This window comes from Paractinoplanes pyxinae (assembly GCF_026626335.1).
GTDB classification, from domain to species: Bacteria; Actinomycetota; Actinomycetes; order Mycobacteriales; family Micromonosporaceae; genus Actinoplanes; species Actinoplanes pyxinae.
Window position 1 is genome coordinate 58,112 of record NZ_JAPNTZ010000024.1, and the last position, 12,502, is coordinate 70,613.

Here is a 12,502-nt window from a genome sequence, read left to right on the forward strand (position 1 = left end):
CCTCAGACTTCTACGACGGTCGGCACGATCATGGGCCGGCGGCGGTAGGCGTCGTTGACCCACCGGCCGACCGTACGCCGGACGACCTGCTGCAACTGGTGGGTGTCGGTGATGCCGTCCTCGGCCGAGCGGTGCAGCGCGGCGGTGAGCAACGGGATCACCGGGTTGAACGCCTCGGGGTCCTCCGAGAAGCCCTTGGCCGAGATGTTGGGCTCGCCGACGACCTTGCCGGTCACCGAGTCGATCACCACGGTGGCCGAGATGAAGCCGCCGTCGCCCAGGATCCGCCGCTCGGTCAGCAGCGACTCGCTGACGTCGCCGACCGCGAGACCGTCGACGTAGACGTACCGGTTCTGCACGCGGCCGACGTGCCGGGCGTGCCCCTCGACCAGGTCGACGACGTCGCCGTCCTCGCACAGCACGACCCGGTCGGGCGCGACACCGGTCTCGACCCCGAGCTGGGCGTGGGCGCGCAGGTGCCGCCACTCGCCGTGCACCGGCATGAGGTTGCTGGGGCGCACCACGTTCAGCAGGTAGCGCAGCTCGCCGGCCGGGGCGTGCCCCGACACGTGCACCTTCGCCGTCTCTTTGTGCACCACCGTGGCGCCGGCCCGGGACAGCCGGTTGATCACCCGGTAGACCGAGGTCTCGTTGCCCGGCACGAGCGAGCTGGCCAGCACGACCGTGTCGCCCGGCTCGATCGTGATGTGCCGGTGGTCGCCGCTGGCCATGCGGCCGAGCGCGCTCATCGGCTCGCCCTGCGACCCGGTCGACATGAAGACGATCTCGTCGCCCGGCATGTTCGTCGCCTCGTCCAGGCTGACCAGCAGCCCGTCCGGGATGTTGAGCAGGCCCAGGTCGCGCGCGATGCCCATGTTGCGGACCATCGAGCGGCCGATCAGGGCCACCTTGCGCTCGTACTCCCAGGCGGCGTCCATCACCTGCTGCACGCGGTGCACGTGGGAGGCGAAGCTGGCCACGATGATGCGGCCCCGGGCCTTGCCGAAGATCGAGCTGAGCACCGGGCCGATGTCGCGCTCGGGCGCCACGAAGCCGGGCACCTCGGCGTTCGTCGAGTCGGAGAGCAGCAGGTCGACGCCCTCGGCGCCCAGCCGGGCGAAGCCGGCCAGGTCGGTGATGCGGCCGTCCAGCGGCACCTGGTCCATCTTGAAGTCGCCGGTGTGCAGGATCAGGCCGGCCGGGGTGCGCACGGCGACCGCCAGCGCGTCCGGGATCGAGTGGTTGACCGCGAAGAACTCGCAGCCGAACGGCCCGAGCTGCTCGGTCTGGCCCTCGCGCACGGTCAGCGTGTACGGGTCGAGCCGGCGCTCGGCCAGCTTGGCCTCGACCAGGGCCAGCGTGAACTCGGACCCCACGAGCGGAATGTCGGCCTTGTGGGCCAGCAGGTAGGGCACGGCGCCGATGTGGTCCTCGTGGCCGTGCGTGAGCACGATCGCCTGGACGTCGTCGAGCCGGTCGAGGATCGGCGTGAAGTCGGGCAGGATCAGGTCGACGCCGGGCTGTTCCACGTCGGGGAAGAGCACACCGCAGTCGATGATCAGCAGTTTGCCGTCGAACTCCAGGACCGTCATGTTGCGGCCGATCGCGCCGAGGCCACCCATCGGGATGACACGCAGGGCGCCCTCGGGCAACGGCGGCGGCGGTTCGAGGTCCGCGTGGGCTTGACTCATATCAGGTTTGTCAGTCTTTCCTCATTTTGTGCGGCGGTCGCCCGTCACAGGGCGATGCCGGCGGCGGCGGCGTCCTGGCGCAGCTGGTCGAGCTCGTCACCGGTCGCGTCGACCAGCGGCGATCGGACCGGGCCCGCCGGGCGGCCCTGAGCGTTGAGGCCCGCCTTGACCAGCATGGTGCCGGGAACCCGGAAAATGCCGGTGAACAGCGGCAATGCCTTGCGGTGCAGAGCCTGGGCGGCGGCGTTGTCGCCGCGCTCGAAGGCCTCGATCATGTCTTTGGCCAGGACGCCGGTGAAATGGGTGGAGGTGCCGACCAGGCCGGCCCCGCCGATCGAGAGCAGCGGCAGGGTGGCCGCGTCGTCACCCGAGTAGTAGGCCAGCCCGGTGCGGCTGAGCACCCACGAGCTGGCGATCAGGTCGCCCTTGGCGTCCTTGACGGCGACGATGCGCTCGTGCTCGGCGATGCGGCACATCGTCTCGGTGGCGATCGCCGTGCCGGCGCGGTGCGGGATGTCGTAGACCATCACCGGCAGGCCGACCGCGTCGGCGACGGTGAGGAAGTGCCGGGCCACGCCTTCCTGCGGGGGCTTGTTGTAGTACGGCGTCACGACCAGTACGCCGTGGGCGCCCGCCTTCTCAGCGGCGTGAGCGAGCTCGATCGTGTGAGCGGTGTTGTTGGTGCCCACGCCGGCGACGACCTTGGCCCGGTCGCCGACCGCGTCGACCACGGCCCGGAGCAGGGTCTCTTTCTCGGCGTCGGTGGTGGTGGGCGACTCGCCGGTGGTGCCGCTGACGACGAGCGCGTCGTTGCGCTGCTCGTCGACCAGGTAGGTGGCCAGCTTCGCCGCGCCCTCGACGTCGAGGGAGCCGTCCGGGGCGAACGGGGTGACCATGGCGGTCAGCAGCCGTCCGAAGGGTCGCGGGTCGTGCGTCATACCCCCCAACCTATCGGACGGCCCGCTCAGACGTAGAGCGCGGTGAACGGGGCCCAGGGCAGGTTGCGTGCCACGGACCAGACGGCCCACACCGCGACGAAGGTGATCAGGACGGCCGGGCTCAGGTTCAGCTGGGGCAGGTTCCACTTGAAGAGGCGCTTGGCGGCCCAGGCCACGTACATATAGAGCAGGAACGGCACGGCGAAGGCGAAGATCGCGTGGTGGCGGGCCGCGGCCGACAGGTCCCCGTGCAACAGGTACCACGCGGCGCGGGTGCCGCCGCAGCCCGGGCAGACGAAGCCGGTGGTGTATTTCAGCAGGCAGGTGGGGGCGTCACCGGCGCCGGCGTCGGCCGGGTGACTGGCCAGCGTGTAGCCGACGGCGCCGCCCATGCAGACCAGCAGGGCGAGCGGGGCGGCCCAGATCGGCGACCTCGTCCAGACCCGCTGGACGAAGCGGGTGACCCGGTCGGGCTCGTGGGCGGCCTGCTGCTGGGCGTAGTAGGCCAGCCATTCCGGCGGCACCGGCGGGCCCTGGACGGGCTGGTCGTCCAGCCACGGACGGGTGGCCTCCGGCGTGGTGGCGGCGCTCATTCGGGCATCCGGCGTGGTGGCGGCGCTCATTCGGCATCCGGGCGGGCGGCGGCGCTCATGAGCGCCACGGTACACCGGCCGCGCCCTGCCTCCGCGGCCCGACGATCTTGCCCGGCCACCCGCTCACACCGGCAACGCCTTCAGCGCGGCCGTCAAGGGGACCGCGAAGTCGCCGCGTTCCGGAGTGGCGATCCGCTCGAGCCCCAGCCAGCCGGCCAGCCGGTGCAGCTCGGCGGCGAGGGCGGCGGCCGTCTCGTCCGGCTCGGCCCCGGGCTCGAGCCAGGCCGCCGGAACCAGCAGCTCACCGGTCTTGCGGTCGGCCTTCAGATCGACCCGGGCGGCCAGCTGGTCGCCGAGCAGGAAGGGCAGCACGTAGTAGCCGTAGAGGCGCTGGGCGGCCGGCACGTAGATCTCGATGCGGTAGTTCATGCCGAACAGCCGCTCGGTGCGGCCGCGTTCCCAGATCAGCGGGTCGAACGGGCTGACCAGCGTGGCCGCCCGCACCCAGCGCGGCAGCTTTGCCTCTTGGTGCAGATAGGTCGGCTGCTTCCAGCCGGGCACGGCGACCGGGCGGAGCACCTGATCTTCGACCAGCTCGGCCACGGCCCGCTTGAACCCGTCGACCGGCAGGCGGAAGTAGTCGCGCAGCTCGGGCTCGGCGGCCACGCCCAAGGCCCGGGCGGAGAGCTCGACCAGGGCGCGCAGGGCGTCGGGCTCGGCCGGGGTGGGCGCGTTGAGCACGGACGGAGGCAGCACCCGCTCGGGCAGGTCGTACCGCCGGGCGAAGGACGTGGTGCGTTCGGCCGCGGTGATCTCGCCCGAGTAGAACAGCCACTCGAGCGCCTGCTTGACCGACGACCAGTTCCACCCCCAGTGGTCGCTGCGGCGGGGCTCGTCGTGCTCGATCTCGGCCGCGGTGATCGGGCCGCGCTGCCGGACCACGTCGAGCACGCGGGCGACCAGCTCGGGCTGCTCTTGCACCACGCGGCGCATGCCGCCCCAGGCCAGCTCGCCGGCCCGGGCCATGCGCCAGCGGAACAGCGGCTGCAGGTCGGTGGTGATCAGCGAGGCCTCGTGACCCCAGAACTCGAACAGGTCGCGCGGCTTGCGATAGGCCGCCCGCTCGAGCAGGCCCACCGGATAGGGCCCGAGGCGGCTGTAGAGCGGCATGAAGTGGGCCCGCTGCAGCACGTTGACCGAATCCATCTGGATCAGGTGGACCCGGCGCAGCACCCGCCGCAGGTGGCGCAGGTCGGTCGCGCCGCCCGGACGCGGGTCGGCGAAGCCCTGCGCGGCCAGCGTGACGCGGCGGGCCTGCGCGACGGAAAGCGTTTCGGGGAGAGCCATCGATGAGCACGTTAGAGCAGGGGTACGACAAAATCGTCCGATGGCAGTGATCCGTCCCCTCGCCGAAGCCGACATCCGCACCGTCGCCGAGGTCCACGTCCACACCTGGCAGGTGGGCTACGCCGGGATCGTCCCCGGCGACATCCTCGATCGCCTCGACCCCGACGAGTTCGCCGCCCGCCGGCGCACCCGGCCCGCGCCCGAAGGGGCAAGGACGCTCGTCGCCGAAGAGGACGGGCGCGTCGTCGGATTCGTCGGCTTCGGCCCGTTCCGCCGGGACGACGGCGCCGACCCCGGGATGGGCGAGCTGTACTCCATCTACCTGCACCCCGACTTCTGGGGGCGCGGGATCGGCCGCCAGCTCATCGAGGCGGCCCGGGCCGGGCTGAAGGAGGCCGGCTTCCCCGACATGCGGTTGTGGGTGCTCACCGGGAACACCCGGGCCCGCCGGTTCTACGAGCGGGCCGGCCTGGCGCCCGACGGCGTCGAGCAGACCTGGACGCCGCGCGGCTCCACGCTGGAACTACCCGAATTGCGCTACGCGGTCGCTCTGTAGGCTCGCCCGCATGGCTATCGGCTTCGTGCGTCCCGCGCGCCCCGGCGACGCGCCGGAGATCGCCCGCATCCAGCTGGGAACGTGGCGCTCGGCCTACCGGCGCATGTTCCCGGCCCACGTGCTGGCCAACCTCGACGAGGGCTATCTGGCCCGGGGCTGGTCCGAGGCGATCGAGCGGCCGCCCACTGAGAAGCACCGGGTGCTGATCGCGGTCGAGCAGAGCGAGACGGCGACCCAGGTCGTGGGCTTTGCGGCGGCCGGCCCGGCCGACGAGCAGGCGCTGGCGCCCGAGGAGCCGGCGCTGCCGGCGACCGTCGCGGCGGTCACCGACCTGCTGGTCGAACCGCGCTGGGGCCGGCGCGGGCACGGCAGCCGGCTGCTGTCGGCCGCGGTCGCCCACTGGCGCGACGACGGCTTCACCCACGCCGTGGCCTGGGCCTACGAGCAGGACAAGGTGATGCAGAAGTTCCTGGCCTCGGCGGGCTGGGAGCCGGACGGCGCGGGCCGGGCCCTCGACGTGGACGACATGCTCGTCCCCCAGCTCAGGCTGCACGTGGCACTGGACGGAGAATAGATCCGTGACCATCCCGACCTTCGTGTACGACGGCGACTGTTCCTTCTGCAGCTCGTGCGCCGAGTTCATCGAGAAGCGCATCCCCACCCACGCCCGGGTGATTCCGTGGCAGTTCGCCGACCTCGACGAGCTGGGCCTCACGGTCGAGCAGTGCGAAGAGGCGGTGCAGTGGGTCGGCGCCGACGGCGGGACGGCTTCCGGCCCCGACGCGATCGCACTGATGCTGCGCGACGCCGGCCGCTTCTGGCAGCTCGCGGGCGGCGCGCTGCAGCTGGGCCCGGTGCGGCTGGCCGCCTGGCCGGCGTACCGCTGGGTCGCCGACCACCGCCACCTGCTGCCCGGCGGCACCGCGGCCTGCTCCCTGCCCCAGGCCCAGCGTGACGCCCTCTACGGCACCGGCTCGGGCGCCTGACTGCTGAGCCGGCGGCGGGCCCACTCGATCGGGCGCACCTTCTCGATGGACAGGAAGCTGGCCATGGCCACCAGGTGCGGGGCGAACGAGATGGTGATCATCGAGAACGTCATCAGGTGGAACGAATAGAAGAACGCCACCCCGATCCACCGGAAGCGCTGCGGGACCACGAAGATCAGCGGGCTCAGCAGCTCGAACGCGATGATGCCGGCCTGGGCCGCGATGAGCAGGCCGGGGACGACGGCGATGTGGTCGGCCAGCCAGGTGCCCCGGCGGATGATCGCCTGGGCCAGCACCGCGCTGGTCAGCCAGTCGATGCCGCCGAACCGCAGCTTGGCCCAGGCGGCCAGGAAGTACGTGCAGACGACGGCGATCTGGGTGACCCGCAGCGCCCAGCCGGCCGCCTCGGAAAGTGTCTTGTCGCCGAACCGGGCCCGGCCGATCGTGGGCAGCACGGCCAGCGCCACCAGCAGCCCGACCCGGTCGTGGTCGACCTTGCCGTAGCTCATCGCGATGATCATCCACTCGAAGTACAGCGCGAAGACGGCCCAGCCCAGGATGCGGGGCGCCCGGCCGGTGGCGGCGGCCAGCGAGAGCACGATGAGCGCCCAGAACACCGCCCACACCAGCGCGTGGGTGGGCGTCGGCAGCGGCAGGATGCGGCCGATCAGCAGCGGTTCGTAGAGGTCGCCCGGGGTGTTGGCGTGCGAGCGCACCCAGGGCGTGAAGACCGTGAGGTCGAGCGCGACGAAGACGTAGACCAGGGTGCGGAAGGCGGCGATCCGCCCGAGCGGCACCGGCGCGAACAGCCACTTCATGGGCGGGTCCACTCGGCCACGGTCTCGTCCCACGACTTGCCGGTGGGGCGGGCGTGCTCGATGCCGTGCCAGCGCACCACGATGCGGACCGTGCGCAGCGGGGCGGCGCCGGGCGAGTGCTGCTCGTACGCCGTGATCACCCGGGCCAGGCGGGCCGGGTCGTCGACGTACGCCTGCTGCTGCCCCTCGATCTCGGCCCGCCGGATGCCGCTGTTGCCCTCGGTGATCGCGACCGTGCGCCCGTCGGCGTCGACGCCCTCGACCCGGGTGTCCCGCGCGGCCCCGTTCGGGTCGGGCGCCGTCGAGTACATGCGGAACGGCCCGAACGGGAAGTCGTCGTCGGTCCCCCACAGGGTGCCGGCGAGCAGCAGCACCCCGGCGATCAGGGTGGCGGCCACCCGGACCCGGCGGCCGCGCACGGAAAGCTGGTTCACAGCAGCACAACCTATCGGCTCGGGTCCAGTACGTTCATCAGGTGGATGCCGTGGCCCGGCTCGTGGTGACCCACCGCCGGTGGGTCTTGCTCGCCTGGCTGCTGCTCGCCGTGGCCGGCGGTTTCGCGGCGCCCAAGGCCGTCGCCGCGCTCACCTACGACTTCTCTCTGCCCGGTCAGCCCGGCTACGAGACCAACCGGGTGATCCAGGAGCGGTTCGGCTCGGGTGGCGACGCCCTGCCGATCCTGCTGGTCGACCGGCAGCCCTCGGCCGAGCGGGCCGGTGACCTGGTCGCGTCGGTCGCGCAGGCGTTGCCTGGCGCGAGCGTTCTGTCGTACGCCGGTGAGCAGGCACTGCGATCGTCGGACGGGCAGACCGCGGTGGTGGTGGTCTACCCGCGGATCGTTCCCGGCCCGGAACCGTACGTCGAGGCCCTGCCCGCGCTGCAGAGCGTGGCCGCGGCTCATCAGGTGACCGTGACCGGCAAGGACGCGCTCGCGGCCGAGGGCGGTGGCGACCAGGGCGCCGATGTATTGGTCGAGACCATCTTCGGCGCCACCGGGGCGTTGATCGTGCTGCTGCTGGTGTTCGGCTCGGCCCTGGCCCTGCTGCCCCTGCTGATCGCGGCCGGGTCCATCCTCACTACCTTCCTGCTGGTCTGGGGGCTGACCGGGATCACCGACATCTCGTTCATCGTGCAGTTCCTGCTGGCGTTGATCGGCTTGGGCGTGGCCATCGACTACGCCCTGCTCATCGTCACGCGGTGGCGTGAGGAGCTGGGCCGCGGCGCCGACCCGGCCGAGGCCGTGCACCGGGCGCTGGCCACGGCGGGCCGGTCGGTGTTCTTCTCCGGCGTGACGGTCGCGATCAGCCTGGCCGCGCTGATCGCCCTGCCGGTCCCGTTCCTGCGCAGCGTGGGCTTCACCGGGCTGCTCATACCGGTGATCAGTGTGCTCGCGGCGCTGACCCTGCTGCCCGCCCTGCTGCTGACGGCCGGTCGGCGCCTGGACTGGCCGCACCGGCGGAGCACCGATCCGGACAGCCGGCTGTGGCGGCGCGTCGGCACGGCGGTCGTGCGGCGCCGCTGGTTGTCGGCGATCGCGGCCACCGTGGTGCTGCTGGTCCTGGCCGCGCCGGTGCTGACGATCCGCCTGGGGCAGCCGACGAACGCCTCGCTCGCCTCGGCCGGCGGCGACGCCGGGGACGCGATCACCCGGCTCGACTCCTCCGGCATCGGCGCCGGACTGACCACGCCGGTCGACATCCTGACCGCCGACCCCGCCGGGGTTCGCGCGGCGGTGGCCGGCCTGCCCGGGGTGGCCTCGGCGGTCGTCTGGCCGGGCCGCGCCGGCGGCGAGACGCTGGTGCGGGCCTGGACCACGGCGGACACCTCTACCGGTGAGGGGGTGGAGGCCGCAGCCGCGGTCCGGGTTGCGGCCGAGGCCACCGGCGCCCGGGTCGGCGGCGGGCCCGCCGGTGAGGCCGACTTCGTCGCCGCGGTCTACGGCAACGCCTGGTGGGTGATCGGGCTCATCGTCGTGGTGACGATCCTGCTGCTCATCCGGGCGCTGGGCTCGATCGTGCTGCCCATCAAGGCGCTGGTTCTCAACGTGCTCTCGCTGGGCGCGGCCTACGGCATCACCGTCTGGATCTGGCAGGACGGGCACGGCACCGAGCTGTTGTTCGACCAGCGTGCGGCCGGCGCGATCACCACCTGGGTGCCGATCGCCGTGTTCGCCTTCCTGTTCGGCCTGTCCATGGACTACGAGGTCTTTCTGCTGGCCCGGATCCGGGAGGAGCACGACGACGGCCACCCGACCGATGCGGCCACCGTGCGCGGGCTGGCCCGCACCGGCCGGTTGGTCACCTCGGCCGCGCTGATCCTGTTCCTCGCCTTCATCTCGCTGGCCCAGGTGCCCACGACCGAGGTGAAGATCCTGGCCACCGCCCTCGCGCTCGGCATCATCATCGACGCCACGATCGTCCGCGGCGTGCTCGCCCCGGCCCTGGTCGCCGCCCTCGGCCCGGCCAACTGGTGGACCTGGCGGCGGCGACCGGGTCAGCCCTTGTCGGAGCCGGCGGCCGCGTCCCGTACGAAATAACGCTGGAAGATGACGAAGATGATGGCGACCGGGATGGTGGCCAGCAGGGCCGCGCCCAGCTTGAGCGGGTACTGCGTGCCGGCGCCCAGCGAGCCGCTGACCAGGTCGGCCAGGCCGCGGGGCAGGGTGAACAGGCTGGGGTCCTGCACCGAGACCAGGGTGTGCGGGAACTCGTTCCACGATCCGGTGAACGACAGGATGGTCAGCGTGATCAGGGCCGGCTTGGCCATCGGCAGCACGACCGAGCGGAACGTCCGGAAGACGCCGGCTCCGTCGATGCGGGCCGCCTCCTCGACGCTGACCGGCACCGAGTCGAAGAACTGCTTCATCACGAAGACCCCGGTGGCGTCGGCCAGCAACGGCACGATCAGCCCGGAGTAGCTGTTGTACATGCCCAGCTGGTTGAGCACCAGGAACTTCGGGATGAGGAGCACGACGGGCGGCACCGCCATCAGCGCGAGCAGGCCCGCGAACAGCGCCCGCCGCCCGCGGAACTGCAGGCGGGAGAGCGCATAGCCGGCCATCGAGCCGAAGGCGACCCGGCCGATCGTGACCACGACGGTGACCAGCACCGAGTTGCCCAGCCAGGTCGGGAAGCCGGTGCCTTCGAAGATCCTCTCGATCGAGGCCGACGTGAAGGGGTCGGGGATCGGCGAGAGCGGGTTGGCGGCCGCGTTGGCCTCGGTCTTGAAGGCGTTGGCGATCTGGATGACGAACGGGTAGAGGAAGACCAGCGCGAAGAAGATCAGGATCGCGTAGCCGAGAAAGCGCGAGGTCAGCGTACGGATCATCAGTCACGCTCCCGGGTCAGCCGGCGCTGGACGAGGGTGAGCACCACGATGATGAGGAACAGCACGAACGAGATGGCCGCACCGGAGCCGTAGTCGAAGTCGCGGAATGCCGTGCGGTAGGACAGGAAGGCCGGGGTCAGCGTCGTCTTGGCCGGGTTGCCCTGGCTCATCACGTAGATCTGGTCGAACACCTGCCACGTGCCGATCAACCCGAGCGTCACCACCAGGAACGTCGTCGGCCGGAGCTGGGGCAGGATGATGTGCCGCAGCCGCTGCCACGCCGAGGCGCCGTCGATCAGGCCGGCCTCTTCCAGTTGCACCGGCACGTTCTGCAGGGCGGCCAGGAACATCACCATGAACGTGCCCGACGTGGTCCAGATGACCAGCGTGATGATCGCGCACATGGCCACGCTGGGCCCGGCCAGCCAGTCCCACCAGCTCAGCCCGAGCAGGCTGTGGTCGGCCAGCAGAGCAGGCGCCTGGTCGCCGAAGGCCAGGTGAATCAGCCCGCGCGGGTCGGAGAACCACTGCGGCCCGTTGATGCCGAAGACGCTCAGGATCGCGTTGATCGCGCCGCCGTTGGCGAACATGAACAGGAACACGACGCTGATCGCCACCGAGCTCGTGACGGACGGGAAGTAGAACGCCGTACGGAAAAAGCCTTTGCCCTTGAGCAGCCGGTTGTTGACGACCAGGGCCAGCGCCAGCGCCAGAACGGTCTGGATCGGCACGACCAGCAGCACGTAGTACGCGTTGTTGCGGATGCTGGTCATGAAGTCCTGCCGGGCCAGCCCCTCGTCGGTGAACAGCCGCGTGTAGTTCTGCAGCCCGGCGAACGGCACGTCACCGGTGAACGGGCTGCCCTGGCCGTTCCAGCGGGTCAGGCTGACCCACAGCGCCATCAGGATCGGCAGCAGCATGAACAGGCCCAGGATGATCAGGGCCGGGGCGACGAACAGCCAGCCGGCCGGCCGTTCGTTGCCCCGGATTCCGCGTGGCACGCTCAGCCCCCGAGGGCCGTCTTGGCGTTCTTGTCGAAGCGCTGCAGCACCGCCTTGGGGTCGCCGGTCTGCAGGCCCTGCAGGCCGGAGTCGAGGTCGGCCAGCACGCTGTCCATCTTGGGGGCGTTCACCGGACCCTGGGCGTACTGCGCGCCGGCCACGAACGCCGCGTCATCCGGGTTCTGCTGCTGATAGGTCGCCTGCGCGTCCTGCCGCGAGGGCATGACGCCGAACGCCTTGCTGAAGCTCAGCTGTTGCTCGGCGCTGGTCATGGCCTGCACGAACGCGACCGCCTGCTGCTTGAACTTGCTCTTGGCGGCGATGCCCCAGCACTGCGTGAACGACAGCGTGCCCTTGCCCTTGGGTCCGGCCGGCAGCTCTTTCACCGTGTACTTGATGTTCGGGAAGTCCGCGGTCAGCGCGCCCTTGATCCAGTTGCCCTCGATGGTCATCGCGACCTTGCCCTTGCCGAACGCCTCGCCGGCCCACCCCGCGTCCAGTGCCTTGGGGTATTTGGCCAGACCTTCCTTCAAGAGCCCTTGTACGTACGTCAGGGCCTCGACGTTCTGGGCGGTGTCCCCGGTCGCCTGCTTGCCGTCCGGGCTGACCCAGTAGCCGCCGGCCTGCACGAGGAAGGCGCCGATCCGGTCGCGGGTGTCGCCGATGGCCAGCGGCGTGATGTTCTTGGCCTTGATCTTCTGGGCCGTCGCGCGCAGCTGCTCCCAGCTGGTGGGGATGTCGGCGTCGGTCAGCCCGGCCTTCTTCCACAGATCGGTGTTGATCTGCAGCGCCAGGGTCGACGTGTCCTTGGGCACGCAGTACAGCTTGTCCTCGAAGGTGAAGCTCTGCCGCAGGTTGGGCAGGAAAGAGTCAACCCCTTCCATTCCCTGCGCGTACGGTTCCAGGGCCCCCACGCTGGCGTAGTCCGCGAAGCGGGCGGCATCGACGTAGAAGACGTCCGGCGGGGTGCTGCCGGCCAGCGCCTGACCGAGCTGCTGAACGATGTCCTGAGCCGGGGTCACAGTGGCCTTGCTGCCGCTGCTCGACGCCCATTGAGCGGCCGCGTCCTGCACGGCCTTGGTCTCGGCGTCGCCCGACGAGGCGATCATGATCTTGAGGTCGGCCGGGCCGGCGCTCTGCTGGGTGGTGGTCGAACCGTTGTCGTCGAAGCCGCTGCCGCAGCCGGCCGCTACGAGCGACCCGGCGAGCGCGGCGGCCAGGGCCGCGTGGCGAAGTCTGGTCATC

General features: G+C 71.1%; 13 protein-coding genes. 4 read left to right on the top strand and 9 right to left on the bottom strand.

Annotated elements, in window-relative coordinates:
- Positions 1–2: 2 nt before the first annotated feature.
- The 4 genes from OWR29_RS44885 to OWR29_RS44900 form a co-directional block, all read right to left on the bottom strand.
- Positions 3–1,691 (bottom strand): ribonuclease J, encoded by a 1,689-nt coding sequence (locus OWR29_RS44885; RefSeq protein WP_267569785.1) that lies wholly within the window; start codon positions 1,689–1,691, stop codon positions 3–5.
- 44 nt (positions 1,692–1,735) lie between these two features.
- Positions 1,736–2,629 carry a 4-hydroxy-tetrahydrodipicolinate synthase gene (gene dapA / locus OWR29_RS44890; RefSeq protein WP_267569786.1) on the bottom strand — a complete coding sequence of 298 codons (894 nt, stop codon included), beginning with the start codon at positions 2,627–2,629 and terminating at the stop codon, positions 1,736–1,738.
- Positions 2,630–2,655: 26 nt separating this feature from the next.
- On the bottom strand, positions 2,656–3,222 hold the full coding sequence (locus OWR29_RS44895; protein ID WP_267569787.1) for a DUF2752 domain-containing protein: 567 nt from the start codon (positions 3,220–3,222) through the stop codon (positions 2,656–2,658).
- A 123-nt stretch (positions 3,223–3,345) separates the two neighbouring features.
- Positions 3,346–4,569: a winged helix-turn-helix domain-containing protein gene (locus OWR29_RS44900; protein WP_267569788.1), complete on the bottom strand. Its 1,224-nt coding sequence runs from the start codon at positions 4,567–4,569 to the stop codon at positions 3,346–3,348.
- Between the two features lie 40 nt (positions 4,570–4,609).
- Between OWR29_RS44900 and OWR29_RS44905 the strand changes: the two genes are divergently transcribed.
- Genes OWR29_RS44905 through OWR29_RS44915 form a run of 3 tightly spaced genes read left to right on the top strand, consistent with a single transcriptional unit; the run spans position 4,610 to position 6,111 of the window.
- Positions 4,610–5,125: a GNAT family N-acetyltransferase gene (locus OWR29_RS44905; RefSeq protein ID WP_267569789.1), complete on the top strand. Its 516-nt coding sequence runs from the start codon at positions 4,610–4,612 to the stop codon at positions 5,123–5,125.
- A 10-nt stretch (positions 5,126–5,135) separates the two neighbouring features.
- On the top strand, positions 5,136–5,699 hold the full coding sequence (locus OWR29_RS44910; RefSeq protein ID WP_267569790.1) for a GNAT family N-acetyltransferase: 564 nt from the start codon (positions 5,136–5,138) through the stop codon (positions 5,697–5,699).
- Positions 5,700–5,703: 4 nt separating this feature from the next.
- Positions 5,704–6,111 carry a thiol-disulfide oxidoreductase DCC family protein gene (locus OWR29_RS44915; protein WP_267569791.1) on the top strand — a complete coding sequence of 136 codons (408 nt, stop codon included), beginning with the start codon at positions 5,704–5,706 and terminating at the stop codon, positions 6,109–6,111.
- Here OWR29_RS44915 and OWR29_RS44920 read toward each other — a convergent pair.
- Together OWR29_RS44920 and OWR29_RS44925 are read right to left on the bottom strand one after the other, a co-directional pair.
- On the bottom strand, positions 6,087–6,941 hold the full coding sequence (locus OWR29_RS44920; protein ID WP_438872739.1) for an HTTM domain-containing protein: 855 nt from the start codon (positions 6,939–6,941) through the stop codon (positions 6,087–6,089). The two genes, OWR29_RS44915 and OWR29_RS44920, sit on opposite strands and share 25 nt — an antisense overlap.
- On the bottom strand, positions 6,926–7,363 hold the full coding sequence (locus OWR29_RS44925; protein WP_267569792.1) for a hypothetical protein: 438 nt from the start codon (positions 7,361–7,363) through the stop codon (positions 6,926–6,928). The genes OWR29_RS44920 and OWR29_RS44925 overlap by 16 nt, the downstream gene beginning before the upstream one ends.
- Positions 7,364–7,404: 41 nt before the next feature.
- Here OWR29_RS44925 and OWR29_RS44930 point away from each other — a divergent pair, with 41 nt between their 5' ends.
- Complete coding sequence (locus OWR29_RS44930; protein WP_267569794.1) at positions 7,405–9,465, top strand: MMPL family transporter; 2,061 nt, start codon at positions 7,405–7,407, stop codon at positions 9,463–9,465.
- On the opposite strand, the gene OWR29_RS44935 is transcribed toward OWR29_RS44930, so the two are convergent.
- Genes OWR29_RS44935 through OWR29_RS44945 form a run of 3 tightly spaced genes read right to left on the bottom strand, consistent with a single transcriptional unit; the run spans position 9,423 to position 12,501 of the window.
- On the bottom strand, positions 9,423–10,256 hold the full coding sequence (locus tag OWR29_RS44935; protein ID WP_267569796.1) for a carbohydrate ABC transporter permease: 834 nt from the start codon (positions 10,254–10,256) through the stop codon (positions 9,423–9,425). The genes OWR29_RS44930 and OWR29_RS44935 overlap by 43 nt on opposite strands.
- Positions 10,256–11,257 carry a carbohydrate ABC transporter permease gene (locus tag OWR29_RS44940; RefSeq protein WP_267569797.1) on the bottom strand — a complete coding sequence of 334 codons (1,002 nt, stop codon included), beginning with the start codon at positions 11,255–11,257 and terminating at the stop codon, positions 10,256–10,258. The genes OWR29_RS44935 and OWR29_RS44940 overlap by 1 nt, the downstream gene beginning before the upstream one ends.
- Before the next feature lie 2 nt (positions 11,258–11,259).
- Positions 11,260–12,501: a sugar ABC transporter substrate-binding protein gene (locus OWR29_RS44945; RefSeq protein WP_267569798.1), complete on the bottom strand. Its 1,242-nt coding sequence runs from the start codon at positions 12,499–12,501 to the stop codon at positions 11,260–11,262.
- Position 12,502 lies beyond the last annotated feature (1 nt).

Coding starts and splice junctions, on each gene's coding strand:
- OWR29_RS44945 (WP_267569798.1), bottom strand. CDS start 12,501: ATGACCAGACTTCGCCACGCGGCCCTGGCCGCCGCGCTCGCCGGGTCG.
- OWR29_RS44885 (WP_267569785.1), bottom strand. CDS start 1,691: ATGAGTCAAGCCCACGCGGACCTCGAACCGCCGCCGCCGTTGCCCGAG.
- OWR29_RS44910 (WP_267569790.1), top strand. CDS start 5,136: ATGGCTATCGGCTTCGTGCGTCCCGCGCGCCCCGGCGACGCGCCGGAG.
- OWR29_RS44905 (WP_267569789.1), top strand. CDS start 4,610: ATGGCAGTGATCCGTCCCCTCGCCGAAGCCGACATCCGCACCGTCGCC.
- OWR29_RS44900 (WP_267569788.1), bottom strand. CDS start 4,569: ATGGCTCTCCCCGAAACGCTTTCCGTCGCGCAGGCCCGCCGCGTCACG.
- OWR29_RS44935 (WP_267569796.1), bottom strand. CDS start 10,256: ATGATCCGTACGCTGACCTCGCGCTTTCTCGGCTACGCGATCCTGATC.
- dapA (WP_267569786.1), bottom strand. CDS start 2,629: ATGACGCACGACCCGCGACCCTTCGGACGGCTGCTGACCGCCATGGTC.
- OWR29_RS44895 (WP_267569787.1), bottom strand. CDS start 3,222: ATGAGCGCCGCCACCACGCCGGAGGCCACCCGTCCGTGGCTGGACGAC.